General features: G+C 59.4%; 28 protein-coding genes and 1 pseudogene. 15 read left to right on the plus strand and 14 right to left on the minus strand.

The features are described 5' to 3' along the window. Positions 1 to 36: 36 nt before the first annotated feature. Positions 37 to 882 carry a hypothetical protein gene (locus NLN62_RS04430; protein ID WP_254107570.1) on the minus strand — a complete coding sequence of 282 codons (846 nt, stop codon included), beginning with the start codon at positions 880 to 882 and terminating at the stop codon, positions 37 to 39. A 199-nt stretch (positions 883 to 1081) separates the two neighbouring features. After that, complete coding sequence (locus NLN62_RS04435) at positions 1082 to 1414, minus strand: hypothetical protein (RefSeq protein WP_254107571.1); 333 nt, start codon at positions 1412 to 1414, stop codon at positions 1082 to 1084. A gap of 781 nt (positions 1415 to 2195) precedes the next feature. On the opposite strand from NLN62_RS04435, the pseudogene NLN62_RS04440 reads away from it, so the two are divergent. Both NLN62_RS04440 and NLN62_RS04445 read left to right on the plus strand, forming a co-directional pair. Then, positions 2196 to 2393 (plus strand): annotated as a pseudogene (locus NLN62_RS04440) (hypothetical protein); the annotation flags it as partial. Positions 2394 to 2496: 103 nt separating this feature from the next. After that, complete coding sequence (locus NLN62_RS04445) at positions 2497 to 2676, plus strand: hypothetical protein (RefSeq protein ID WP_371932914.1); 180 nt, start codon at positions 2497 to 2499, stop codon at positions 2674 to 2676. A 7-nt stretch (positions 2677 to 2683) separates the two neighbouring features. On the opposite strand, the gene NLN62_RS04450 is transcribed toward NLN62_RS04445, so the two are convergent. Further along, a complete protein-coding gene (locus NLN62_RS04450; RefSeq protein WP_254107572.1) occupies positions 2684 to 2848 on the minus strand; it encodes a hypothetical protein in 165 nt (54 codons plus the stop codon). A gap of 214 nt (positions 2849 to 3062) precedes the next feature. Here NLN62_RS04450 and NLN62_RS04455 point away from each other — a divergent pair, with 214 nt between their 5' ends. Then, positions 3063 to 3269, plus strand: coding sequence for a hypothetical protein (locus tag NLN62_RS04455; protein WP_254107573.1), 207 nt, complete (start codon positions 3063 to 3065; stop codon positions 3267 to 3269). Between the two features lie 166 nt (positions 3270 to 3435). Beyond that, positions 3436 to 3909, plus strand: a complete 474-nt coding sequence (locus NLN62_RS04460; RefSeq protein WP_371932915.1) for a DNA ligase — start codon at positions 3436 to 3438, stop codon at positions 3907 to 3909. Between the two features lie 797 nt (positions 3910 to 4706). Here the strand turns inward: NLN62_RS04460 and NLN62_RS04465 are convergent. Together NLN62_RS04465 and NLN62_RS04470 are read right to left on the minus strand one after the other, a co-directional pair. Beyond that, positions 4707 to 4910 carry a CsbD family protein gene (locus tag NLN62_RS04465; RefSeq protein ID WP_254107574.1) on the minus strand — a complete coding sequence of 68 codons (204 nt, stop codon included), beginning with the start codon at positions 4908 to 4910 and terminating at the stop codon, positions 4707 to 4709. A gap of 174 nt (positions 4911 to 5084) precedes the next feature. Beyond that, positions 5085 to 5297 (minus strand): hypothetical protein, encoded by a 213-nt coding sequence (locus NLN62_RS04470; protein WP_254107576.1) that lies wholly within the window; start codon positions 5295 to 5297, stop codon positions 5085 to 5087. A gap of 79 nt (positions 5298 to 5376) precedes the next feature. Between NLN62_RS04470 and NLN62_RS04475 the strand changes: the two genes are divergently transcribed. The 3 genes from NLN62_RS04475 to NLN62_RS04485 all read left to right on the plus strand — a co-directional run bounded on the left by NLN62_RS04475 (position 5377) and on the right by NLN62_RS04485 (position 8730). Next, positions 5377 to 5595, plus strand: coding sequence for a hypothetical protein (locus NLN62_RS04475; protein ID WP_254107578.1), 219 nt, complete (start codon positions 5377 to 5379; stop codon positions 5593 to 5595). Positions 5596 to 5888: 293 nt separating this feature from the next. Next, complete coding sequence (locus NLN62_RS04480) at positions 5889 to 7001, plus strand: IS630 family transposase (protein ID WP_254107580.1); 1113 nt, start codon at positions 5889 to 5891, stop codon at positions 6999 to 7001. Between the two features lie 1462 nt (positions 7002 to 8463). After that, positions 8464 to 8730, plus strand: coding sequence for a hypothetical protein (locus NLN62_RS04485; RefSeq protein ID WP_254107582.1), 267 nt, complete (start codon positions 8464 to 8466; stop codon positions 8728 to 8730). Positions 8731 to 8833: 103 nt separating this feature from the next. On the opposite strand, the gene NLN62_RS04490 is transcribed toward NLN62_RS04485, so the two are convergent. Both NLN62_RS04490 and NLN62_RS04495 read right to left on the minus strand, forming a co-directional pair. Further along, on the minus strand, positions 8834 to 9370 hold the full coding sequence (locus NLN62_RS04490; RefSeq protein ID WP_254107583.1) for an inorganic diphosphatase: 537 nt from the start codon (positions 9368 to 9370) through the stop codon (positions 8834 to 8836). 128 nt (positions 9371 to 9498) lie between these two features. Then, the gene (locus NLN62_RS04495) at positions 9499 to 9996 is read right to left on the minus strand and encodes a ferritin-like domain-containing protein (protein ID WP_254107584.1); all 498 of its coding nucleotides are present in this window, start codon (positions 9994 to 9996) and stop codon (positions 9499 to 9501) included. Between the two features lie 387 nt (positions 9997 to 10383). Between NLN62_RS04495 and NLN62_RS04500 the strand changes: the two genes are divergently transcribed. Beyond that, positions 10384 to 10749 (plus strand): response regulator, encoded by a 366-nt coding sequence (locus tag NLN62_RS04500; protein ID WP_254107585.1) that lies wholly within the window; start codon positions 10384 to 10386, stop codon positions 10747 to 10749. Positions 10750 to 11221: 472 nt separating this feature from the next. Here NLN62_RS04500 and NLN62_RS04505 read toward each other — a convergent pair whose 3' ends face one another. Then, on the minus strand, positions 11222 to 11458 hold the full coding sequence (locus tag NLN62_RS04505; RefSeq protein ID WP_254107586.1) for a hypothetical protein: 237 nt from the start codon (positions 11456 to 11458) through the stop codon (positions 11222 to 11224). Between the two features lie 1234 nt (positions 11459 to 12692). On the opposite strand from NLN62_RS04505, the gene NLN62_RS04510 reads away from it, so the two are divergent. The 7 genes from NLN62_RS04510 to NLN62_RS04540 all read left to right on the plus strand — a co-directional run bounded on the left by NLN62_RS04510 (position 12693) and on the right by NLN62_RS04540 (position 18820). Then, entirely contained in the window at positions 12693 to 13187 is a 495-nt protein-coding gene (locus NLN62_RS04510; protein ID WP_254107587.1) for a (2Fe-2S)-binding protein, read from the plus strand. Further along, on the plus strand, positions 13184 to 14200 hold the full coding sequence (locus NLN62_RS04515) for a xanthine dehydrogenase family protein subunit M (protein WP_254107588.1): 1017 nt from the start codon (positions 13184 to 13186) through the stop codon (positions 14198 to 14200). The genes NLN62_RS04510 and NLN62_RS04515 overlap by 4 nt, the downstream gene beginning before the upstream one ends. 7 nt (positions 14201 to 14207) lie before the next feature. After that, entirely contained in the window at positions 14208 to 16415 is a 2208-nt protein-coding gene (locus tag NLN62_RS04520; RefSeq protein WP_254107590.1) for a xanthine dehydrogenase family protein molybdopterin-binding subunit, read from the plus strand. A gap of 347 nt (positions 16416 to 16762) precedes the next feature. Beyond that, positions 16763 to 17557, plus strand: a complete 795-nt coding sequence (locus NLN62_RS52895; RefSeq protein ID WP_256575879.1) for a class I SAM-dependent methyltransferase — start codon at positions 16763 to 16765, stop codon at positions 17555 to 17557. Between the two features lie 390 nt (positions 17558 to 17947). Then, a complete protein-coding gene (locus tag NLN62_RS04530; protein WP_254107593.1) occupies positions 17948 to 18106 on the plus strand; it encodes a DUF2934 domain-containing protein in 159 nt (52 codons plus the stop codon). A gap of 69 nt (positions 18107 to 18175) precedes the next feature. Continuing rightward, positions 18176 to 18397, plus strand: a complete 222-nt coding sequence (locus NLN62_RS04535) for a hypothetical protein (RefSeq protein ID WP_254107594.1) — start codon at positions 18176 to 18178, stop codon at positions 18395 to 18397. A 12-nt stretch (positions 18398 to 18409) separates the two neighbouring features. Then, a complete protein-coding gene (locus NLN62_RS04540) occupies positions 18410 to 18820 on the plus strand; it encodes a hypothetical protein (protein WP_254107596.1) in 411 nt (136 codons plus the stop codon). 515 nt (positions 18821 to 19335) lie between these two features. On the opposite strand, the gene NLN62_RS04545 is transcribed toward NLN62_RS04540, so the two are convergent. The 6 genes from NLN62_RS04545 to NLN62_RS04565 form a co-directional block, all read right to left on the minus strand. Then, positions 19336 to 19680 carry a DUF1236 domain-containing protein gene (locus NLN62_RS04545; RefSeq protein WP_254107598.1) on the minus strand — a complete coding sequence of 115 codons (345 nt, stop codon included), beginning with the start codon at positions 19678 to 19680 and terminating at the stop codon, positions 19336 to 19338. 1018 nt (positions 19681 to 20698) lie between these two features. Further along, positions 20699 to 20926 (minus strand): hypothetical protein, encoded by a 228-nt coding sequence (locus NLN62_RS04550; protein WP_254107600.1) that lies wholly within the window; start codon positions 20924 to 20926, stop codon positions 20699 to 20701. Between the two features lie 45 nt (positions 20927 to 20971). Then, positions 20972 to 21184, minus strand: coding sequence for a hypothetical protein (locus NLN62_RS04555; protein WP_254107602.1), 213 nt, complete (start codon positions 21182 to 21184; stop codon positions 20972 to 20974). A gap of 535 nt (positions 21185 to 21719) precedes the next feature. Continuing rightward, a complete protein-coding gene (locus NLN62_RS53270; protein WP_371932916.1) occupies positions 21720 to 22124 on the minus strand; it encodes a DUF2934 domain-containing protein in 405 nt (134 codons plus the stop codon). A 452-nt stretch (positions 22125 to 22576) separates the two neighbouring features. Then, positions 22577 to 22969 carry a PRC-barrel domain-containing protein gene (locus NLN62_RS04560; protein WP_254107604.1) on the minus strand — a complete coding sequence of 131 codons (393 nt, stop codon included), beginning with the start codon at positions 22967 to 22969 and terminating at the stop codon, positions 22577 to 22579. 102 nt (positions 22970 to 23071) lie between these two features. Continuing rightward, positions 23072 to 23293 (minus strand): hypothetical protein, encoded by a 222-nt coding sequence (locus tag NLN62_RS04565; protein ID WP_254107605.1) that lies wholly within the window; start codon positions 23291 to 23293, stop codon positions 23072 to 23074. Positions 23294 to 23433 lie beyond the last annotated feature (140 nt).

The raw sequence follows: 23433 nt of genomic DNA on the forward strand, positions 1-23433 counted from the left end.
TGCGCGTACATCCGGCGTCAAACGAAACTGGTTAACCTAAGCGGCGTTGCGCTTGGCAATGAACTCGTCGTGCGTTGCAGCCTCGATGCCCGTGGCCAACTCTTCGGCGGTCGCTTCGCGTTCAAGGCGGCGGTCGAGATCAACGACTCGCATCTCCGCACCGCGGCGTCGTAGCCACGCCACATTCTGTTGCTGCTCGATCGGCTTGGCAGCAGCGTCACACTGGGCCGGAGATAGGCCGGTATCGACGCGTGCGCTATCGCGACCGGCCTCGACCGCAGATGCAGACACGTCGATGGCGCTGGATAGCTCTGCGATTTCATCCATCCGGGGCCCGTGCAACTCGCGGAGAACCTTCTCCTTCATCGCACCAAGGTGGCTTTCGGAAACGCCCGTCATCACTGCTGGCGACTCGAGGATTGCAGTCTGGACCTGTGGATCGATGTTCTCGGCCCTCGTGATTTTGTCGCGCTCGGCTTGTGGCAGGCCGCGAAGCCACGTCCGAATTTCCATCAGCGCAATAGCTCCAGCGGCGTCGGTCGGATCAGCCTTCGGCAGTTGGACACGATTGCGCATGTCCTCGAGGTCCTGCCTAGCTTTGGAAATCACGCGTCGCCCTTGGTGAAACACCGGCACCGCCTGATGCAGAACATGGCTCTTGAATTGATCTTGCCGCCCTTGGTCGGTGTATCGGGAATCCGCGGCAAGCTGCTTGCCGATGCTCTCGGCAAGGTCGACGGCGCCCAACGCGCCAAGATAAGCGCTCTCTAACCGCTCGACCATCGAGCCAGGTTTAGATTCGAGATCCCACATTCGGATCTCGGCGTTGGCTCGCCCGGGAACGTCCTTCGGCAGAATTTTGCGTCTACTTTTAACAACCATTCTCATTTCTCCTATCTGCTTATCTCGATTTGATCGGCGCGAACGGAGCGAACCGAGCCCGCGCCCAGTGAACAATCTGAGAAGATGACGGCTGGTGCGGCCCAGCCCGCGCCCTCCGGAAAAAAGGTTGACGAAGGCTGCTAATAGGCGAACTTGGATTGACTTGCGATAATAAGCACCGCCGACGACGAGGTCGCTCTCAGACCCGAAGCTGATATCGCTTGTCGCGAGTTTCGATCGCCCGCATGACAACACGGAACTGAAGCCGATCCAGCCTGTTTGGTACGATCAGCCAATCGGAGGTCCTAATGCGGATCATTCTGACAACGACGATTTGCTGGGCGTTGTCGTGCGGATTTGCCGCAGCACAGGCCGATTCCAAGAAGGACTGGACGCTCGCCACCCGAAGAAAAAGGTCAATTGCAGCCGCAAGGTTGGACCGGACCGCTTGAAACACAATCGGGTGGTGCGCAGCCGGAAAGCCCGCAAGGTCAAAGCCCGCCGGGGATGCAGGCTGCGCCAGACGGATCAACAAAAACGGTCGTTGAGCCCCGGAAGTAAGCCACACTTCCTTTCGGTGAGAGTTCGGAGTCGACGCGGGTGCCGAGGCCAAATGGTCGGCCGATGGGCGCGCCGGGTTCTGGCCCTGGCTCGCCGGAGCAGCCCATTGGCGGTCGATGAGGCGTGCGCACCACTGAACGACGTGCGCACCACTGAACGAAGCGACTGCGAATCGGTTCCAGATTTAACTTGCAGCTGCGACATCAAGCTTAATTCGAGACATCGATTGCGGCGATGCTCCAGAGCGCTAGTGTTCGAGCACCGGACATTTCCCTGTCCGGGTCCACCCCAAGACGAAGGCCGTCGCGCCAACATACTCGGCGCGGCGCCTTCGTTTGATTGTAGGCCACTCGCGCGAGCTTCATTTGAAAAGGCAGCCAGACCGCGAAACTCTCGATCTCATTGAGGTGCGTCGGCAACTCACTGCGCTGCGCTCGCGACATTCGGACAATCTTCAAATCGTGTCGTTATTGAACCGAGTTCTGGTGAAGGTAGCATTTCTGACGGAGCCAACAGACGTCGCGCACGAGCAGTATCTCCGATCGGAATTCGAAAGAACGTTGACCAAGGTCAAAGAGATCAGTGCACGGACAAAATCCGGCTAAGCCATGCCGATACAGGAAGTTGGCTCAGAGGCCGATGTCTTGTCGTAACCGCCGCCTTCGCGGCAAGGGACCGCAGAAGCAAGCGGCGGCCCCCGCCCATCAGCAAGCCTAGTAGGCCCGGCGCACCACTCGATGCGACCGAGTTGGTTCCTGACGACGACACCGAATGCGATCGTCGCGCTGATCCACCCCAAGGCAATGCCACTGATCCTGACAACTGATGAGGAGCGCGATGTCTGGACGCGCGCGCCATGGGACGAGGCGAAGGCGTTGCAGCGTCCGTTGCCGGATGATGCGCCCAGGATCGTGATGCGGGTGCCGATGTCCGGCCAGACTTCAAAATAAGCCTGTGGTCCCAGCTATGTGATACCGATGAAACTCACCGCCGAACGTCCCGACGCCAACCCTGAAGGCGTAGCGCGCAAGCTGGTCGAGATCGCCAGCGGCATTGAGCCTGTTCGACGGCCGCATCCATATCGAGAAGATCAATGCGCCGTTCCTTCACAGCCTGAAGGCCTGCGGCCAGGAGTTCGGCGCCGGGATCAAGATGGCGGTCGAGCGCGGCTGGCTCGAGCTGCACGAGAGCGGGACCTACGTCCGGCTCTTGAACAGAGAGTCCGCCGACTGAGGCGCTCTTATTTTTTTCTGCGAGCCGCTGCTTCCTGCGAGCGAAGCTGATGCAAATGATGCAAACCATTGTCTAGTTGAGCCGCTTTCGACCTCCTCTCCTCAAGTTCATCAATGAGCCTTTTGCTTTGCTCTATCGCCCGGTCGGCACGCTGCAAAAGTTCATCTTTCATTATGAACCCGCTACAAAGGGCGGCGACACGATAATCCACAAAAGCGGCCCCGGCGCTTGGGGTATTCTGGGGAGACTTGGGACGCCGGGGCCGGTGGAGGTCCATGGCGATAAGATCGCCACGCCTCGCTAGCCTAGGAGGATTCGGCAATCAGTTCTGTTCGCTTTGGTACATTGCGGTATAGTGTTCCTTCCGTGGAACGGAGTAAGCCGCAATGAAAGACATGCGGGCTCAGTTGGAAAAGCTCCGCACCGAAGCTGCGGAGTGCGCCCTGATCCGCGACTTGGCCACCGACAAAAAGAAGCGGGAGCTATTTGCCAAACTAGCTGACCATCTGGCCGTGCTCGCGGAAGAAGTGGAACGCGCCATGACGGAGATGGGTACGCAAGATGTCGCCCCTGATCAGCGGCCTCGGGCATGATAAGGGCCATTCGCAAAATGCGCATTTAACGACTATCTTCGACCCATGCGTATGGAGTATGAGCACTGCTTGGCGACCGCCGGCAAGCAAGTCTCGTCAGGGCCTGAATGGATCCATGAGGTGAAGCATGACGGCTACCGGATGTTGGTCATCCGGGACGACAAGCGTGCGCCTGCTCTCACGCAATGACAGCGACTGGACCGAGCGTTATCCGTGGATTGCCGAGGCCGCGCTGAAGAACCGGCAGAAGCATTTTGTCATTGACGGTGAAGCAGTGATACTTGGGGTCGACGGCATCCCCGACTTCAACGCGCTGCACTCCCTCAAGCACGATCACGAAGTCCAGCTCTACGCGTTCGACATCCTCGCGATGGATGGCGGTGACCTGCGCGAACTGCCGCTGCACCTTCGCAAGTCCAAACTTGAGCGGCTGCTAGCTCGGCGGCCGGATGGCGCCCTTCGAGCGTGGCGAGATCGGCCCAGACTTGTTCCGGGTTGCCGCATGGGCCTCGAGGATCTGGTGTCCAAGCATCGCGACCGGGCCCTATCACGGTGGCCGTCAGAAGCACTGGATCAAGGTCAAGAACCGCAGTCATCCTGCGATGGAGCGCGAGCTATGTCACCAACCGATTTCGGATAGCCAAATTAGGCGCGTCCAGAAACTTTTCTGGCTTGGGTTGGTTTAAATCCCGCTCCCTGGAGAAAGACGCGGCCACCAGGCGGCCCCAGCATCCGGAGTGCTGGAGCCGTTCGCTCGACGCTCGCTTGACGGAATTTCTTACCATGGCAGGAGAACTGAAAACTGCACTACTAATTGCGGCAGGACTTGCGATCGTCTGTTTTTCGGCGGCTTTCGTGGCCGCCAGTGTTATCCGGTGAACCAATCGCGTGAGGGCCCGAGAAGGACCGCACACTTAGGAACGTCGACCTGACACCTCCATTGGTTAGGGGAAACCATGGAGACTAAAATGCGGAAGACAATCATCTCGGTCTTGACCGCTGCGGTACTCGCAGGAGCAGCCAGTGTTGCATATGCCCAAGGTGCTGGCGGAGCCAGTGGTGCTGGCGCTGGTGCAGGTGTCGGCACCGGCGGATCAACGGGCATGGGCGGCTCGTCGAATGCAGGAGGCGCCGGGACTACCGGCGCCGGGGCCAGTGGCACAACTGGCTCGGCTGGCGGGTTGCAGAAGGGCGCGATCCATCCTGGCCACGGAGAGTATCCTACCCAACGACGCAGACGGTGACTGTTCGTCTGCTCTAACGGGTCAAGCGCCCACTAGCGTGAACCGGCGGTCCCCCTGCCGTTGATGATGCGATCTAGGCCGCCAGTTTTTCATCTTAGACATCACCACTCAAGACCAGCGACCACTCCTCATGGTGTCTTGCGTAAGCAAAAAAAAGACCCCGCATCTGCGGGGTCCGTGAGTGAACTGTTTATCACCACTTTTGACGGCCGTACCAGTCATTCACTTCCTTCTGGGCCTGATCCTTTGCGTAGCCGTACCGCTGCTGCAATCGGCCTTCGAGTTGTTCCTGTTTGCCGTTGATCACATCAAGATCGTCGTCGGTAAGCTTACCCCACTGCTCCTTCACCTTGCCCTTCATCTGCTTCCAGTTGCCCTCGACGCGGTTCCAGTCCATCACGATTCTCCTTGAACGAGTGAGTTCGACCAACGGAGAGACCGATCCTTCGTTCCGAGACTGCAAGCGTCACTAAGACGCGGGTGAGCGCAATGTTCAAAAGTAGACCAAGCTTCCCGGATGCGCCGTCTTCAAATTCGTTCGATCACAAGCAAGGGCGGATGTGGCGGCCTGTTAACGGTCTAATTCGCTCTCCAGCGGAACGCACTTGACAATCGCCCGTTGCTTCAAGGCAAGCGGGAAGCTGCCGTGTGTGAGAACTGCGAACAGCTCGATGAAAGGATCGAACACTACCGCCAAATCGCACGGAACGTAAGCGATCATCTCGCGCGCGAAGGAATCGATCGTCTCATCCAGAGCACAGAAGCCGAGAAGCGAGAGCTTCATCCAGATCGTGAGGGTTAGCACGCTAATGAAACTCCGATCTCACTCCGAAAGCCATATCGTCGAGCTGGACGATGGCTCCGTGTGGCAGATATTCCCCGGCGATCTCAATAAGACACTGGCTTGGAAGCCTGAGATCGATCTGCATCTCGAGCGGACCGTGGGCGAGATAGGCGCTTACGTCGTTGTCAGCGCGATCGATCAGAGCCGGGTGCGCGTCATTCCGGCGGGGAAGAGCTGGCCGGTTGAGGAGGTAAGAGATGTTCTTCAGGAAGAGGCAGAGAGGAAGGAACGTTTGTAGCCGTTCAGGAGTAGATTGTGTGCTCCGCTTCGAGCATTGAGGATCGAACTCGACGCGTGAATGTCTGGCGCTCACGGCCATATCTCGCAAAACTGACCACGAACGTCTGTATTGCCTCAGATGCCAATCGCGCGGCAGCGTACAGAACTCGGTCAAGCTTCGCCCCGGCACTAGACGACCGATTCCATGAAACCGGCACGGAACTGGAAGTGTGTTCGTGGATTCCTCGTTTTGGGATTGTCCGAACGAGGGTTGGTATCATGGCAACATGGCGGCAAGCAGTCGAGTTGGCGATGACTGAGAAGGAAGTTGAAACGTTGACGGCTCTTTCGCGGTCTCGAACCGAGTCGGCGAGCCGGGTGTCGCGGGCAGCAATGCTGCTGGCCTATCGCGAGAACCCGTCGTTCTTTGCCGTGGGACGAAGACTTGGTGTGCATCATCAGACGGTTCAGCGCTGCATCGAGCGGGCGGTAGCCAATGGTGCGCTGGCCGCACTCGACGACCGACCGCGACCGGGCAAGGAGCCGGTGATCACGGCGGAGGCCAAGGCCTGGCTGGTGTCTTTGGCGTGCGACAAAGCCAAGGAGCACGGCTACGCGCATGAGCTGTGGACGACGCGGCTGCTGGCACGCCATGCGCGTGAACATGGCCCGTCGGCGGGACACCAATGCCTTGCCAACCTGGTCCAGGGCACGGTGTGCAAGATTCTCGGCCAAGAGGAAATTAAGCCGCACAAGGTACGCTACTATCTGGAACGTCGCGATGCCGAGTTCGAGCAGAAAATGGCGGAGGTCTTGTGTGTCTATCGCGAGGTCCAGGTCCTGAAGAAGGGCGCCGCCAGGTCGAAGAAATCGGGCAAGCGGGTAGCAATCATCTCCTACGATGAGAAGCCTGGAATCCAGGCGATCGCGACGACGGCTCCGGATTTGCCGCCCGTGCCAGGCGTCTATCCGGCCTTTGCGCGCGATTTTGAGTATAGACGTCATGGCACGCTCAGCTTGTTGGCTGGAATTGATCTGCTGACAGGGAAGGTCCACGCTCTCGTCAAAGACCGCCACCGCAGCCGCGAGTTCATCGAATTCCTCAAACTTATCGATGCTGCCTATCCGGCCGGTACCGCGATCAAGTTGATTCTCGACAATCACTCCGCACACATCTCGAAAGAAACCAGAGCCTGGCTCGATACACGAGCGGCAGGCCGCTTCGAGTTTACGTTCACGCCCAAGCACGGCTCCTGGCTCAACCTCATTGAAGGCTTCTTCTCCAAATTCGCTCGTTCCGTCCTGCGCCATATCCGGGTGACCTCAAAACACGAACTCAAGGAGCGCATCATGGCCGGCATCGACGACGTCAATCGGTATCCTGTCGTCCACACCTGGTCCTACAAGCTCGCCGAGGCCACCTGAATATGATTCGAACCACGAAAACGCTGACCTAGCCACCTCACAATGCGATGTGGGAGCTGTGGGCTCGTAAACGACGCACAGGTAGCTCGGCCAACTAACCCGAAGGCTTCGGGACAAACGGCACGGCCCGTTTGTGAAGCGCAGCCGATTGCGCTACTTCATTTCACGCTGACAGTCAGACTGATGCTTCGCTCCAATGGCCTACTCCGCGTGTGGCACGTCGGTCATAAGGCTTCTCTCGTCGTCGAGCATGCCCGAAACGATCAGGAATGGCGCCGACACCGTAGGCCGTCGTGAAGACAAAGGAATTCCTGATGCGCGTGAGGTCGTCCACGATTGGACAGGCTGGGTGTCCGCGTAGGTTAAGGTCGATCACGGCGACATCAAAAGTATCGTGCTGGATGGACGTCGCATCGGAGAGTGTGGTGACCCGCCTCCGCCAAATCATCACCGAGAAAATCCTCCTCCTCAGCAATTCGAATACGGCGGGCAACAGCCGTTAGGGGAAGCATCTCCTCGGGCCGATGGCTTCCTTCGTTAAAGCTCGCCCTCATTGCCGATCCAGCCGAGAACAGCGTAAGGCTATGCTTTTGTGGAACAAACGGGCTCTATCCCGCTTAATCAAATCAGGAGACTGGCTATGCTGCGATTGAGATCACCACGCCCTATCCGCACGACGCTCAACCTTGCGGACGCGAAGCAGGTGAAATCTATCCGAAGGAGACTTAGCATCTCCGATACTGATCTGGCTAGGATCGTCGATAAGATCGGTAACTCGTTAGCGGCCATACAGAAGGAGGTTGAGCTCGAAAGGGCCGCGGCCCTTGAGCACTCCAGCTGCAAAAAAGAACCCGCGACCCTAGCGTAGGCGTGGGTTTGCAACCAGGGAGAAGCGCGATGAACGGTCTGATTTATCTGATAGGGTTGATAGTGGTGATCGCGGCTATTCTTTCATTTTTTGGCTTAAGATAGTGGCCCCCGACGCTCAAAGTGTTCTACGAGCGCGGCTGGCTGGAGATGCAAGAGAGCGGGACCTATGTGCATCTCTTGAAGACCAGAGACCGCCAACTAAAGGCAGGCCTCGATCTTGTTAGGTTCTTAATGTCACAACCTGAATGGCTTTTTGCGATTGTTTGAGAACAGAACGGTGGCCCCGGGCAGATCACGCAGGGCTCCGAGCACCGAACCGCGGCTTCGCCGCTTCCTAACTTTGGTGCTCTGCTATCGACCATGCATACCTCTTTCATGACCGCACCTCGGCACCGGAAATCGATTTCGTGGGGCTTGACTGCCGCTTCGAGCCTATGAGGCTGGCAGCCCATCGGGCCAAGCCCTGACAGTTCGGCCAAACAACTAAGACATTATCGGATTGAGAACGGCCGAACGTTCCCATGTGCAGGAGATCCCCCGGCATTCTCTCCATCCTGGCGTTTCTTGGACCGTTCCCCGTGAGCGTCAGGAAATGACCGACCGGTGGGATTGTGGGCATCGTGGGGGCGGGGGACCGCCGATTTTCGTTATTGCGATCGAGCCGGGCATATTTACCGTCGAGGGCCATACCGCGGTGATGCACTGCCCGATCATCACGACCAAAATGAACGACGTGGATCACCAGGTAACTCGCCGCCGTCGTGGCGCACATCGCTGCTATTCAGTCAAGGGCGCGACGAACTCCTTTCCAGGAATTGGCGCGACCGAAGCAAACCGGCCGATTGGGCAGCTTGAGTAAAGCCGAGAATGAATTGCGCGCTGCCGCGCAATTGCCCGAACGACTTGCAAAAAAAGCTGAGCGCCGAGGTATCCAAGAAGCAGCGCGCCAAAGCCGCTTAAATCTATTTGCCGTCCTTCGCGAAAGATTTCGCGGCGTCCTTGATGGCCTGTACCGCAATCTTCGGCCCCTTCCAACCGATGATCTTGAGCTTCTTGTCCTCCAGTTCGTCAGTTGCCATGAAGAACTTCTCTAGCTCCTCCCGGATCGGCTTTGTCAGATCATCAACGTCGTGCAATGCCTGCTCCGAGTGCGAGTTTCGCGGCACAGCAAACAGGCGGTCGTTACGCTCGGATTTCTTTTTGCTCTTCTGTTCGATCTGAAGGATACCAATAACGCGGCAGGTAACGACTAGTCCCGGAAAAGTCGCGGCGTCATGGATCACCATAATGTCGAGCGGATCTCCGTCGTCTGCTTTGGTAGAGGGCACGAAGCCCCAGTCATGAGGATAGGTAAGCCCCGTCAGCAGTGACTTGCTGAGCCCGAAGCTTTCAAGCTTAAGATCATAGGTGAATTTGGCACGGCTTCCGCGAGGCGTTTCCACAACGACATGAACGTTCCCGTCTTCCGTAAAGGGCGGCAGGTTGAAGTAATTCGGCATGGCGCACCGTTTCTTTTAAGCGAAAGGAAATAGATGACCGGCGAGTTCCAAGCATTTTCACGCAAATAACCCGTGCGCGCCGCCTTGCGGCACACACGGGCGAACCCTCAGATTTCCGGCGTGGTGTTTTAAGCCGCTTGTGCGTGCTGGTTGACCTCACTCTCGGCGAGCTTAGTTAGCGTCTCGTCCGTCTTCTTTTCCTCCGCGAGTGTTGCCTCCAGCAGCTTCACGGATTGTTTGAGGCCAAGCTCCGCTGCCCATGTCTTTAGCGTGCCGTAACGGGCGATCTCGTAATGCTCGACTGCCTGCGCGGCAGCAAGGAGTCCGGCGTCCAGCGCGGGCGCGCCCTTGAACTCCTTCATGACCTCCTGACCTTCCTCGATAATGCCCATGATGGCGTCGCAGGTCTTGCCCCGTGGCGTCTCGTCGATCTCCTCGAAAACTTTCTCAAGCCGGGCGACGTGCTCTTCAGTTTCGGTCTCGTGCTTCTGGAAGGCGGCCTTGAGATCCTCGGACTGGGCCGCTTTCGCCATTTTCGGCAAGGCCGACAGGATCTTCTTTTCTGCAAAGTAGATGTCTTTCAGCGTGTCGTGAAATAGCTCATGCAAACTGTTTTCGCTCGGCATTCGAATCCCTCCTTCTCGAGTAGCTACCCGGGGAAACCGCGAGACAAAATGTTGGTTCCAATCGATAGGCACCCGGCCGAGCATGCTGCGATTTCAGGGCCTGACGCTTCAACGGAGCTCAATTACGGAGGGAGGGCGGTTATGCGCACACGCCTCTCGATCGATCGCAGGCGCGCCGCAGGCTTCCAGCGCCGCCTTTATCGATGGCGCGGCGATCGCGAGATCGTAGAAGGCCTAGCGACGTCTGATAGGTCTTGAGTTTTCTCGGGCACGAGACCGCTAGAGCAACTTCCTGTCACGCTCGCCCGGCGAGGCGCCCGTCAGGAACGACCACGCCTTTGAGCCGTTTGACATGCGTAACAAATGTTATTCCACCAAGAGCTGCCAGTGAGCGTACTTCTCGTCGAGGACGACCCTCTGATCCGCGAATTCGTCGTCGAAGCGCTGCGCGAGGCAGGGTATCACGTAATCCACGCAAGCACCGGCGAGGAGGCCCTGGCCTGGTGCAAGCGCCACGTCGCGGACGTGCTGGTCACCGATATCAGGCTGCCCGGAAAGGTCGACGGATGGCAGGTCGCGGAGCGCTGCCGCGAGCACGATCCGGACCTGCCGGTCATCTACGCCACGGGCTTCTCGCCAACTTCACCAAATCCCGTGCCCGGCAGCCTCACCCTAAAGAAGCCCTTCCATCCGGACGAAATCGTCCGGATGGTGAAGGAGCTCGACGGGAAGAGGCGGCTGTCGCCGAATTAGCGTGCTCTATCGGCAGACAACCCGCGGACCTTCGGCATCACTTGCGATCGGACTCCTTGACCAGCGGACCGTTCTTCCGGCACTCGAGTTCTGCGCGCTCGGAGCGCCGAGACGTCCGGCTTTTCGTGGTCGTGGTCTGGGCAAGTGCGGCCGGAGCGGCATTTGCTACGACTGCCTCGGCTCCGGACCCCGAGCATACTTCAAGGAGGAAGGCAGATGCCGTCCTCCGGAGCGGCAGCGCGCCGGCCCTGATGGCTGTTCGCCGCTGTGCCTTCGTGCGCGTGTTTGCTTTGCCAAGATGAGACCTAACGCGAAGGCGGCGAGCGCAAGGCTATCGACCACTAACGTGAATGTTTCCATTGCATGACAACACGGGTGTTGTTCCCATCGCCCGCCGCTGCTCCTACAGGTCGCGCCCTTGCAGGCTATGTGAGACCCTATCGAGCAGCTGTTCGCCCCTCGCGAGCGATCATCACCTAATTCCTTCGATCAGCGTCCTCCAGCCAAGCACATCGTTCCCCATCAGCAGCAAAACGCCGAGGGCAGCTAAGTGGTGTGGCAATTCGCAATCGGGACGAGCGCTCATATCGCTGACAAACGAGCCGACCGCGTTTTTAAGATCATGTCGGTCGAGATAATCGAAGGCCCGCTGCTTGCACCGCCCAACATATTTGTCGCGCGGCATTTCGGTTACCAGGGAACGATTCATTGTTCCACCTTCCCGTCCAATGACTGTTTCCAATAAGAGCAGTTGAAAATGGAACGATTGACCTGTCTGTTCGCAAACCGACAAACGGTGCCGTTTCAGTCGCTGGTGTGGGAATTGGGATACAGACGGGGCGCAGTGGACGACCCGCGATCAGCGATTATCAGCGCGACGCGCTCGCTACGCACGCCCAATGCGTCATAAAACTTTCATCAAAAGCAACTGGCGGCGTTTTTTGGTGAGACCGTGTCTATCGTCAACGGCTCACCCTGGGCCGGCTCAACGAAAGAGCAGCGCGAGAATGAGCAATGCCATCACATATGGGATCCGATCAGGAAAAGCTGCCAAGTCCAGCTCCTCTATCAGTGACAGAAAGACCACCCGCGCTCCCGCCCAATCGAAGGGAGAGCAACACTATGTTCCGGCAACGCCGCTTCAAACAGTTTCAATCCCTCAAAGAGCGCCTTGGCAGCACAGCGAAACGCCTGCGTGAGGAAGCAGAGTTGCTTCCACATGACGGCGGTTCGCGACGGAAATTTGCGTAACGCGTGACAGGCAGAGACAGCCTATCATAAGGGTCGCTTTTCTTACCGGGATTGTGAGCCCCAAAGAAAACCTCCTGTCGGCAATAAATGGCCCGCTAGCCGGAACCGGTGGTCTTTGTCACGGTCCTGTGGCATGAGCCTTGCTAAACCAAATCCAACTAGGATTTCAGCGCTCAGTTTGAGAATGAAACGCTGCCGGGACCTGCATTTCGAGCCCGGCAGCGTATCGTTTTGAGACTGAGGCGCGCGCGACGAATTCGCTCTCGCAGCCACAGCCACCTTCAAGATGGCGGCCAAGTAGATCCCGATGGCCGCCCCGCGGCCCGCACAGGACTCCGTCGAGCAGATTGTCCGCATAGCGACGGAGTCATCACAACGAAATACTGCCGGCCTTTTTTAATCGCCGTGGGCGATCTGCCCAATGAGACGAACTTCCGCTTTGACCTGTATTCCTGCCTGGTCGCTGTTTGGCTCAAACCTGGCAAGGAGCCACCCGCGAGGTTGTCAACCGCGCTGTGCCAAGAGGTTTTCGGCGAAGCGCAGCGCTGACGGCTTTCTACCGAAAGGTACATTTGCCGCATGGAACCAAGCGATTGGCTGACCGTTGGGCGCTAATGGCCAGCGGAAACTGACGCGCGCTCGCGCCAACAGGCTTGATTTCTCAGCTCGGCCTCCATCGCAGGGGAAACGATATGGCCCATGCCGCTAATCAAATTCCCGACCGCATTACAATCAATCTTGTCGTCAATGGCGTCAGGCGCACGCTCGACCTTGTGCCCTGGACCACACTCCTGGACGCCCTGCGCGACCATCTCGCGCTGACCGGCACCAAGAAAGGCTGTGATCACGGTCAGTGCGGCGCCTGCACTGTGCTGATCGATGGCCGGCGGGTCAATTCCTGCCTGACGCTCGCCATCATGAAGGATGGCGCGGAGATCACGACGGTCGAAGGACTTTTCCGGGATGGCGTGCTGCATCCCTTGCAACAGGCCTTCATCGACCACGACGCTTTCCAATGCGGTTATTGCACGCCGGGGCAGCTTTGTTCGGCGGCTGGATTGCTCGCCGAAGGCCGCGCCGGGGATGCTGACGAGATCCGGGAGCTGATGAGCGGAAATCTCTGCCGCTGCGGCGCCTATCCAAACATCGTCGCTGCCATCCAGCAGGCAATGGGCCAACGGCCATGATCAACTTTCAGTACTCCCGCGCCACGGATGTCGCCGACGCAATCCTCCTGCTCACCGCCCATCCCGGCGCCAAGCTTATCGCCGGCGGCACCAATCTGATCGACCTTATGAAGGAGAATGTCGAAGAGCCCTCCCGGCTGATCGACATTTCCCGCCTGCCGCTCCGCAAGATCGAGGAGACGGGCGACGGAGGACTGCGCATCGGTGCCTTGGTGCCGAACTCGGATCTTGCCTACCATCCGCTGATCGACCAGCGCTATCCGCTGGTCGCCAGCGCCATCCTCGCCGGTGCTTCGGCGCAATTGCGCAACATGGCCTCCGTCGGCGGCAATCTGATGCAGCGAACGCGTTGCGCCTATTTCTATGATACGGCAACGCCCTGCAACAAGCGAACGCCTGGCAGCGGCTGCTCGGCGATCGACGGCCTCAACCGCAACCATGCCATCCTCGGCATGCGCGCCTCCTGCATCGCGACCAATCCGTCCGACATGAGCGTGGCGCTGGCTGCGCTCGGCGCGCTCGTCCACATCGCCGGTCCGACCGGCGAGCGCACGATGGCATTGACCGATTTCCATCGGCTTCCCGGCGACGCTCCTCATATCGACACAAATCTCGGCCCCGGCGAGATCATCACGGCGATCGAACTGCCGCCGCGGGGCTTTGCCCACAATTACAGCTATCTCAAGATTCGCGACCGGCACTCCTATGCGTTCGCTTTGGTCTCCGTAGCCGCCGCACTCGAACTCGAGGGCAACGCGATCAGCGAAGCGCGCGTGGCGCTTGGCGGCGTCGCCCACAAGCCCTGGCGCAGCCTCGGGGCCGAAGCGGCGTTGCGCGGCCAGGCCGCGACAGCAGATCATTTCTCGCACGCTGCGGATCTCTTGCTGCAGGGCGCAAACGCCCATTCGCATAACGGCTTCAAAATCGAGCTCGCGCGCCGCGCCATTGTCCGGACGCTCATGCAGGCCGCAAACGCCACGCCGCAATCGCAGGCTCACAAGAAGATCGCGTGAGGGACTGATGAACGGCTATGTCGGAACACCAACGTCCCGCGTCGACGGCCGGGCCAAGGTCACGGGGGCAGCCAAATACGCCGGCGAATTCACGGCCGACGGACTCGTCCATGGCTTCGTCGTCGAGGCCACCATTCCACGGGGCCGTATCGCCCGCCTCGACACCAGCGAGGCGTTGAAGGTGAAGGGCGTGCTCGACGTGCTTACCCATACGCATCGCCCGCCGCTCGCCGACAAGGACGAGGCCTGGATGGACGAGGTGGCGCCGGACGACGGATCGCCATTCCGTCCGCTCTATGACGACAGCATCAAGTTCAACGGCCAGCCGATCGCGCTCGTCATGGCGGAGGACTGGGAAACCGCGAAATTCGCCGCGACGCTGGTGCAAGTCGAATATCAGAACGAGGCGGCGTTTGCGACCGACCTCGAAGCCGAGCGCAATAAGGCGATCGAGGTCAAGGAGCTGCACAAGCCGCGCGGCAACGCCGCAGGAGCGCTTGCCGGAGCGGCCGTGCGGCACGAGGCGGATTATTTCATTCCGACCGAGCATCACAACCCGATGGAGCTCTTTGCGACCACGGCCGTCTGGGACGGCGACGGCAGGCTCACTATTTACGACAAGACGCAAGGCGTCCAGAACGTCCACAAATATCTCTGCAGCGTGTTCGGCAAAAAGCCCGATGCCATCCGCGTGCTCTCGCCCTATGTCGGCGGCGCCTTCGGCTCCGGCTTGCGGCCGCAATATCAAGTGGTGCTCGCAACGCTCGGCGCGCTCGCGCTGAAGCGCTCCGTTCGAGTCGTACTGACGCGGCAACAGATGTACGGGCTCGGTCACCGGCCGGCGACAATCGAGCGCCTTGGGCTCGGCGCCAAGCCCGACGGCACGCTCGATGCGGTCACGCACGAAGCCACAGCCATCACCTCGCGCTATGAGGATTTTGCACGCAACGACAGCGGCTGGGCGGAACAGCTCTACAAGAGCCCGAACAGCCGCTATTCCCACAAGCTCGTTCGCCTCGACGTTTCCACCCCCTGCGACATGCGTGCGCCGGGTGCGGCTTCGGGCGTTTGCGCGCTTGAATGCGCCATGGACGAGTTAGCCGTCGCGCTCAAGCTCGATCCGCTCGAGCTGCGGCTGAAGTGCTACTCGGATCGCGACCAGAGCGAAGACCTCCCCTACACCAGCAAGCAGCTGCGCGAATGCTACGCCCGCGGCGCGGAGGCCTTCGGCTGGGGCAAGCGCAATCCTGCTCCTCGCTCGATGCGTGATGGCAAGGAACTGGTCGGCTGGGGCATGGCAACAGGCGTGTGGGAGGCGCTGCAGGTGCCGGTCGCGGTCCGCATCGTGCTGACCGCCAATGGCCACGCCGAGGTATCCTGCGCGGCGTCCGACATCGGCACCGGCACCTACACCATCGTGGCGCAGGTGGCGGCCGATGCACTTGGGCTGCCAATCGAGAACATCGACGTGAAGCTTGCCGACTCGACCTTGCCGCAAGCCCCGGTCGAGGGCGGTTCCTGGATGGCTGCTTCGAGCGCGCATGCGGTGCTGGGAGCGGCCGAGGACATTCGCCGGGAGCTCGCGCTTCTCGCCAGTGCGATGCCCTCTTCGCCGCTCGCGGGCGTCGCTGCAGCCGATGTCGTCCTTGTCGACGGCACAATCGCAAAGGACGGCGAGAAGAGCCGCGCGGTCTCGATCACCGATGCCATGCGTCACGGCAAGCTTGAGCGACTGGAGAGGCAGAAGCTCAACCAGTTCGCCGAGGACAAGTCGCACGCCCGCAACACGCATTCGGCCGTATTCGCCGAGGTGAAAGTCGACGAGCAGCTCGGCGTCATCCGCGTCACCCGAGTCGTGAGCGCCGTCGCGGCCGGACGGATCCTCAACACCAAGACCGGCCGCAGCCAGATCATGGGCGGCGTGGTCTGGGGGATCGGGATGGCCCTGCACGAGGAGACGGTGACGGATCACCGCTTCGGCCGGATCATGAACGCGAATATCGCCGAGTACCACATCCCTGTGAATGCCGACATCCACGACATCGATGTCATCTTTGTCGAGGAGCGCGACGACCGCATCAACAGGCTGGGCGTCAAGGGCCTCGGCGAAATAGGCATCGTCGGCGTTCCCGCGGCGATTGCGAACGCCGTCTATCACGCGACCGGCAAGCGCATCCGCCGCTTCCCGATTACTCTGGATAAGCTGCTCGCATGATGCGCCAGACGATTTGCCCTCTCGCCTGTTTACCGGCTTCTGATCGGGACGACGCCGGCCCATCTGATCCACCTGTCGTCGAGCGTTCCGAGAGCTGTGGTCTCGCAAGAAAGGACAGTCAACGCCGACTTGGGGCGCGAGATTTAAGGCTATTAACCGCCCCCTTAGCACGATGACGATCTACCGACAGGACTCGTATGTAAGCCATCTTTGCGCTGTTCGGGTGACACCATGCATCTGCGGGGCTGGTGGTAACATTTCGGAATACAGGATCAGATCGTGGCAAGTCGATCGATTGGCAGTGTTGCCAAGACCGTTTTCCAAGCCTCCAGCGTGTGGTGGGAGAGATGACCCTGGGCCCACGTCAAAGACAAGCGCGCCTCATACTTGGCGGTCCCACGATCAGGCTGGTCGGCGCACTGACGCTTGTCGTTGCACTGGACACAACTCGCGCGTCTACGGCCGACATTGGTCATCGGGCCCCGCCAGGAGTCTCTGCAACGGAGTTTCCCTCCCCTAGGCGTCCCGTGGCACCGATTGCCAGCCTTAGTCGCTCCGCCGAGGAGCACCGCGACTCTTTGAATGAGGCCGGTCAGGTTTCACTTCTTCTTGGGTTGAAACCAGGCATGACGATCAGCGATATCGGTGCGGGCAGCGGCTACTACACGATCCGCCTCTCATACCTCGTCGCCCCCAGCGGCTCCGTCGTCGCCCAGGACGTCACGCCAGAGTACCTCATCGAACTCGGCAGGCGCACGGAGCGACTGGGGCTGGCAAATGTCACGTTCGCGCTGGGCGAACCACACGCCCCTCGCCTGCCCGCTTTCTCGCTGGATGCCGCCATCCTCGGGCACATGTACCACGAGATAACCCAACCCTACGCCTTTCTCTATAATCTCGTGCCCGCCATGAAGCCGGGCGCGCGGATCGGAATTGTCGATTTCGAGCGTCCAACATCAAGGCATGGCACGCCGATTGAGCTGTTGCGTTGCGAACTATCCGCCGTTGGCTATGGCGAGATCGCCACGTATCAGCTCGCGGGCGATGGAGGATACCTGGCGGTGTTTCTTCCACCGCGAGAAGCGAGTCGAAGGACTCCCCGCGACATAGTTGCGTGTACCGATAGTGCTGGCACGCGCTGATTATAATTGTTGGATGCCAGCACGCATCTCAGATGCGCGACTCCGCCGTTCGGGCGGCGCAGCGGATTACCGGTCAAGTGACTAAATCGTCATCGATCCCGAGAGGGATGCTGCGGCTCGTAGGTCGCTCCCGTCATCGGTCGAGCGCAAGGTTAGGTGAAAATGAAAATTAACGCGAGGCCGGAGGTGTTCGGAGCGATCCGGGCGGCGCAGGAAACGCATAATCAATGTTCTGACTGCGCAAAAGCATGTGAGAATGGCGCCTTGGAACCACCGTGGCGCCGACGACTTAAATCCGTAGGCCAGCTTTCCCACCGATAGCTGGCCTATCCGACACTTGCCTCCACACAATCACCCAAGGGGGAGGCCGTGCATTCTCGAGAGGTTCGCATGAGTGCCTACGAGGACGATATTCGCAGACGCGCATACAAGCTCTGGGAAGAGGCTGGCAGGCCCGAAGCGCGTATGGACGAGTTTTGGCATGAGGCTGAGCGCCAGCTCAAAGAGGAGCAGGTGAAGCATGAGCTCAAGACCCCTGATACTCTATGAGTCCGCTCGGCTGCAGCCGTGCAGCTGATTGGGGAGATCTACCGAACATCAACAATCGAGGAGAATAGTATGGCGACCCAAACAGTTATGAACCGCACGGGCGACAGCCGCCATACCTTCGACCCGGAGGACGCAGAAGAGCTGGCACAGGCCGAGCGTCGCTTCTACGAACTGACCAACCATGACTTTACGGCAGCGATCCGCACCGGTCCGGGTCAGGTCTCGCACATCCGGTCGTTCGATCCCAAGGCAGAAGAAACGCTATTCTTCCCCCGCCTTGTCGGGGGATAGCAGGGTTTTGGCATGTCCGCCTTTCGACCCCTTCGGCCGGGCAGCCGCTCGCGCGTCAAGGCAACGAGAGCGCTCTTCATCGCGCACGGCGCAGAACGCACGCCGGAGGGACGGTCTTTACGGCTGCTCCGGGAATGGCTTTCGCCGATGCAGCGCGAGCAGTTCGTAAGGAAGGGCTACTTCGAGGCGATAGGGAGCGCAAGCGGTAAGCCCTACCGAGTTCACCTTGGCAGATCTGCAAACGTGTGCGTGCTGGATGAAAAAGGCCACCCAAAGGAAGGTCTGTGTTTCATGCCGGTTGGTGACTTACCAATCGGCGACGTGATGCTCGCGCAGAAGATCGCGCTTGAAACTGATGAGAATGAAGTGAACGAGGTCGCGAGAAAGTTCACCACCAGCACTTTCCATTTCAGGACCGCCTGATCTCAGCGTAAGAGCGCAATTCGAGAGATTGAAACTCTGAACTCTGCACGTGGTCGTGGCCACTTGTTCGACTAATGGACGCGCAGATGCTTCTGCGGGTCTTCATCGCCGCTTCGACGATCCACGGTTAGCGCCCGGTCCAGTAGCTGGGTTTGCTGGACAGGAGGCGCACACGTTTGTCTTCTCGGATGAGCAGCAGCCGGCACCCCCATCGTGCTTCACGCTATGGATCCGATAATACGTTCTCGATGCTTTGCGAGTTAGGAACAACCGGGAAGAGCCGCGAGTTTTCGACTTGCTCTGGTCACCAATGTCCCCCTGTTGCCTGACCGGAGCCGACCCTAGGCCCCAGCCCTCGCCAAACCGCTCGGGCCGCCCTTGTCAAAATCAAGGAAGGCCATCTTAAAGGGGCTCCCCGAGGGAAACCACCGATGCATGGGCACATCAAAGCGAAGCTTCCTCACATCGACCTTCTTCGCGGCGAGCCGCCTCCTCCTCGGCCCGCCGCGACGGCCTCATTCGACTTCCTGCACCACAGTGCGGGTCTCGGGATCCACCAACATCACGCGTTGGCCCGAATAAACATAGCGATACTTGGTGAGTGACGGGCCCCATTCGGTTGGGACTGCCTCGAGTTCGACGTCGCGCGGCACCGGCGATCCAACCACGATTTTCTCGCGTGTTTCGACAGGCCGAATCTTGTGTTCCGTGACGTAGCTATGAATGCGTGTGCGGTACTCCGGCTCAATTTGCACCGTGCTTGCATGCGCCCTGCCGGTTGTCTCTACGGTGGTGGACTGAGCAAATGCGCTAGTCGACAGCAGCGCCGCGGCCGCAGCAATTAGAAAGGTCTTCTTCATTGATCTCTCCTCGCCGCGACATGCGGCACACCTAGAACTTTCGCTGTAGACGCGAAGTTCCTCGCGCTATTGCTCCATTTTCCCTCTGCCGCGCGCGACGCCTTTTAATGGAACATTCGGCGTAGTTTCCGGGTGCATACTTCGCGTCGCCGACTTCGAGCCAAGCGACCGCATTGCCCATTGGCCTCACGAACGATCCGGAAACAACTATTGCTTGATTTTCCCGTTGATGGCTGCAAATCAGCAGGGAGGAAATCTTGATGAGGAAGACGGTAATGGTCGCTGGCATTCTGGGTCTCAGCGCAGTGACCACGCCTCTTCCCGCTGAAGCTCGTATACGCGGATTCGATTCGCTCTCGCTGGCGGTCTGGGCGCAGTTGTCACGGATTGGCGTTCTCAGCGTACGCGTGCGGCCGCGCCTACGGCTATTGCGGCTATGGCCCCGGTTAATACGGCACCCCCCTCCGCTTACGATTACGGCTACAATGTGCCCTATCGCGGGGGCGGCTACGCCACCACAGACTCTGCATCGGCGCGGCCCTTTCGTTCCTTACGCTATCAGAAAAAGCCGTCCGATACTCACCATCCACCGAAGAAGATCTGCCGATCGAATGCCAGGCGTCGATCAGGCGCCGTCGCGGCGAATCTGTGCGCTCGCGTCCTCGCCGAGCGCTCTATCGAATGCTTGGGAGAAGGATGCTTCTCTTGCGCAATCTTAGGAAGCGCTGGCTCCTGCACCTGCTTAATGTCGTCCGATGGGCCACTCGCGGGCAGCTCCCCGGCTCCGCGAAGGACTCGCGGGCAACCGACTATTGGTACCGAAGACAATCCGGTCGGGTGGTTTCCAAGCCGAATGAATACGGATAAACGTCTTGTTCAGACCCGCATCGCTCGCCGGCTCATTAGGCGCCGGCAGATGGCGATTTGCCGCGAAAAGCAGCGCAAGCAGTAGCGCGCCGGTGAGGAAGAAGTACCGCAGTATTGGCATGTCGCCCCCAGCGCGCCTTGAGCCCGAAGATCACTTCCGGCTAGATGGCGCCTGGGCGTTCGAGTTGTTCGGGTTCTGCTTGTTGGCCTCATGATGGCCGATCGCGCATCCGGCCGCCGCGCCAAGCTTGCCGTGTCCCGCCATATGCCCCGCGACGCCGCCGACGATAGCTCCCTCGAGGCACCCTTTCGCCTCCGCGCCGGAGGTCGAAGCAAATGCCAATACGGCCATACATGCCGCAGCGAGGATCGGTTTCATTTAGAAGTCTTCTTCGGCCGGACGTTGGCAGCCCGACAGAGAGATCTACCGACGCGCGACTAAGACCCCCAGCATGAACGCTACAGCCAAAGATGGCAGCGGCGCCTCGCGAACGAGGTCTCTGAGGATGGCCTTCCATTGGCCGGGCTCCTGCCCCTGACCCAAGGCCTGCCGAGCGCTGCGCGCGACGTCACGGATCGTGGCCGTTGCCTCGGAGAATGCCGACGGATCGCTTGCGGATGTTCCTTCGTCGCTCATGGTTCACCCTCCTAAAGCCGGACAATAGCCAGGAAGCGGGAATGGTTCCTCGAGTCGCCTAGTAGCGACGCGTCCTTGCGGGCGATTTCAGCGACTTCGTCCATTCGGACGCAAGGCGAGACCAGTCTCCTTGCAACAAGCCGTTCGGCTTCCCGAGGTGATCCGAGCGGCCTGCTTTGGGCCGATTCTGTTGAAAAAGGCCTTTGTCGCGAGCATGCCCATTTTCTGAAGACTTCTGATGCGTTTGACGCAGCGGGACGTGGGGGATCGCGTCAACATAGTCAGGATCGCTCGGTGATCTTCCTAGCTTTACTACGAAGGCTTTTCTTGCCGGAGCTCGCTCTAAGTTAATTTCAGCGATGTTTTTGCCGTGGCGTTACTTTCGCCTTTTTCAACAGAATCGGCCATGTCCTGACGAAGCGGCCGCTCATGATTGAGCAACGCGCAAGAAACCAATTTCTTTTGCAGGCAGACCGAGCTTCCACGATTTCGACGTCCTCTTCAGAAAGGACGTCCGACCACCTGGAAAATTACCCTACCCGCCCCGGCCGGACCGATCTTCGTCTTCGATCTGCCTTTCAGCTTCGAACCACAATTCCAGGTCCCGGCCAGAGGGGCAGCCCGCCTTTTCCCAAAGCTCGCGAGCGCGAGTCGTCGTCCGGCGGCGCCGAGCTGACCGAAACATTTTCGTCCTTAGCTCGTCAGCAAATCGGAGCAGCCTCCGTACAGTCGTTTCGTCACGAATATAGGACGCAGCACGGGTGGCCAATTCAATCTGATGCTCTAGCTTTTCATTGTCGTTGTCCATTGCGAAGCTCGAGACGGCAAAGCCGATGCTTGTCACCCTATGTGTTAACCGGCGATGAGGCGGCGGCACTGGCGGGGGCAGGAACTGCGTCGACGCCCGCCTCTGTGAGGTCGACGCCACCGCGAAGCACATGTTGGCGTGCGCGGATCGCACTCACCGTGCGCTTTAGTTTGCTCGCTATCCGCAAGGGGCTGACGCGGGCTTTGGTCATTTCCATCAGCCTTTCGTCGTCTTCGCCCGTCCATCGCCGACTGATCAGCGGGCGGGCTACTTTCTTATCGTGGCGCAATAAGCACTCCCAGCAAGAACGCTGCCGCCAGCGAGGGCAATCGAGCAGCGCGGACCATACGCCTCACGCTGCGCGCGCCCACTGACCGGCCGTGTGATTGCCCTTAAGAGGGACCGTCCCCGCGTCGCCCTGTCTTCGTCCGCTTGGCTCATCTGCATCCCCTCCATGGTCCCTCGTCCGGAGAACACGAGATCGAAAATCTCGTTTCGGAGCTGGAGAGAGCTGGAATTCTCCCAATGCATTGGAACGCACCAGATATGTCAAAGCCCCGATCGGGATCGGGGCTTTGGGCGGATCACTTCTTTTCAGGAACCCAGGTTGTACTCGCTTTGTCGTATTTGAAGCCGGGCGCGCTCTTCAAATTGTCTTTGGTCTCGTCCAAAGTCAGCCACCATTTGTCATTCTTCTTCGCCGTCTTCACAGCGGTGAACGGAATGATGACATCCTTCTCGCCGACGCCCAAGAAGCCACCGACGCCAACAACCAAGCCGGTGACTTTGCCGGCCTTGTCGACAAGGACGTCATCGACGTCGCCGATCTTGTTCTCCTTGGGATCGTACACGGACTGCTTGTAGTAGTTGGTGACGGTCCAGCTCTCACTCGGCGCTGCAGACATCACGGTCGTCGCGGCGTGAGCACTGGCGGCGAGCCCCACGGCCAGCGCGCAACCAACAACAACCTTTTTCATTTCTTTCCTCCAATTTGCCCCGATTCAAGAACGGCGCCGAGTTGCCGTTTGTTCCCGACTGGGAAGCGCTCCGCGCTTCCTTCCTGGAATCAGGCCGCCTACTCACATTTGCCCCGCCTTTGCAGCGTCGGACATTTGCTCGCTGCCGGCTTCAGCGCGAGTAAGGCGCGCTACACGCCGGACGCCGTCCCAGATCTCTATTGCCGGATGAGCTTGAAGAAACGTTTGAGTGCGGCGCTTTGCGTCGTCATCGCAGCCAGCTTCAATCTCGTAGACGGTGAGCGCCACATTGGCCAAATCTGTTGCATGTGCGACATAACGCATGGCGTAAATGGTCCCGGCGAAAGGTGTCGAGCGTCACGTCACATCTCCCATTTTGACGCGGCGAATCGATAATAGTTCCTGCGATTTAGAACCACTGTCAGAGGCCGCGGCGCATGTGCAGCAGGTCCGCGCGAGCTCCC

Origin of the sequence: Bradyrhizobium sp. CCGUVB23, assembly GCF_024199885.1 — a bacterium.
GTDB lineage: Bacteria > Pseudomonadota > Alphaproteobacteria > Rhizobiales > Xanthobacteraceae > Bradyrhizobium.

Bases quoted from the DNA above. Each gene is read 5' to 3' on its own strand.
- NLN62_RS04430 (WP_254107570.1), bottom strand. From the start codon at position 882: ATGGTTGTTAAAAGTAGACGCAAAATTCTGCCGAAGGACGTTCCCGGG.
- NLN62_RS04490 (WP_254107583.1), bottom strand. From the start codon at position 9,370: ATGCCGAATTACTTCAACCTGCCGCCCTTTACGGAAGACGGGAACGTT.
- NLN62_RS04515 (WP_254107588.1), top strand. From the start codon at position 13,184: ATGATCAACTTTCAGTACTCCCGCGCCACGGATGTCGCCGACGCAATC.
- NLN62_RS04450 (WP_254107572.1), bottom strand. From the start codon at position 2,848: ATGAAAGATGAACTTTTGCAGCGTGCCGACCGGGCGATAGAGCAAAGC.
- NLN62_RS04470 (WP_254107576.1), bottom strand. From the start codon at position 5,297: ATGAAGCTCTCGCTTCTCGGCTTCTGTGCTCTGGATGAGACGATCGAT.
- NLN62_RS04455 (WP_254107573.1), top strand. From the start codon at position 3,063: ATGAAAGACATGCGGGCTCAGTTGGAAAAGCTCCGCACCGAAGCTGCG.
- NLN62_RS04495 (WP_254107584.1), bottom strand. From the start codon at position 9,996: ATGCCGAGCGAAAACAGTTTGCATGAGCTATTTCACGACACGCTGAAA.
- NLN62_RS04540 (WP_254107596.1), top strand. From the start codon at position 18,410: ATGTCCGCCTTTCGACCCCTTCGGCCGGGCAGCCGCTCGCGCGTCAAG.
- NLN62_RS04520 (WP_254107590.1), top strand. From the start codon at position 14,208: ATGAACGGCTATGTCGGAACACCAACGTCCCGCGTCGACGGCCGGGCC.
- NLN62_RS04485 (WP_254107582.1), top strand. From the start codon at position 8,464: ATGACCGACCGGTGGGATTGTGGGCATCGTGGGGGCGGGGGACCGCCG.
- NLN62_RS04510 (WP_254107587.1), top strand. From the start codon at position 12,693: ATGGCCCATGCCGCTAATCAAATTCCCGACCGCATTACAATCAATCTT.
- NLN62_RS04565 (WP_254107605.1), bottom strand. From the start codon at position 23,293: ATGCGTTATGTCGCACATGCAACAGATTTGGCCAATGTGGCGCTCACC.
- NLN62_RS04555 (WP_254107602.1), bottom strand. From the start codon at position 21,184: ATGAGCGACGAAGGAACATCCGCAAGCGATCCGTCGGCATTCTCCGAG.
- NLN62_RS04505 (WP_254107586.1), bottom strand. From the start codon at position 11,458: ATGAATCGTTCCCTGGTAACCGAAATGCCGCGCGACAAATATGTTGGG.
- NLN62_RS04530 (WP_254107593.1), top strand. From the start codon at position 17,948: ATGAGTGCCTACGAGGACGATATTCGCAGACGCGCATACAAGCTCTGG.
- NLN62_RS04465 (WP_254107574.1), bottom strand. From the start codon at position 4,910: ATGGACTGGAACCGCGTCGAGGGCAACTGGAAGCAGATGAAGGGCAAG.
- NLN62_RS04480 (WP_254107580.1), top strand. From the start codon at position 5,889: ATGACTGAGAAGGAAGTTGAAACGTTGACGGCTCTTTCGCGGTCTCGA.
- NLN62_RS53270 (WP_371932916.1), bottom strand. From the start codon at position 22,124: ATGTGCTTCGCGGTGGCGTCGACCTCACAGAGGCGGGCGTCGACGCAG.
- NLN62_RS04535 (WP_254107594.1), top strand. From the start codon at position 18,176: ATGGCGACCCAAACAGTTATGAACCGCACGGGCGACAGCCGCCATACC.
- NLN62_RS04550 (WP_254107600.1), bottom strand. From the start codon at position 20,926: ATGAAACCGATCCTCGCTGCGGCATGTATGGCCGTATTGGCATTTGCT.
- NLN62_RS04560 (WP_254107604.1), bottom strand. From the start codon at position 22,969: ATGAAAAAGGTTGTTGTTGGTTGCGCGCTGGCCGTGGGGCTCGCCGCC.
- NLN62_RS04545 (WP_254107598.1), bottom strand. From the start codon at position 19,680: ATGAAGAAGACCTTTCTAATTGCTGCGGCCGCGGCGCTGCTGTCGACT.
- NLN62_RS52895 (WP_256575879.1), top strand. From the start codon at position 16,763: ATGACCCTGGGCCCACGTCAAAGACAAGCGCGCCTCATACTTGGCGGT.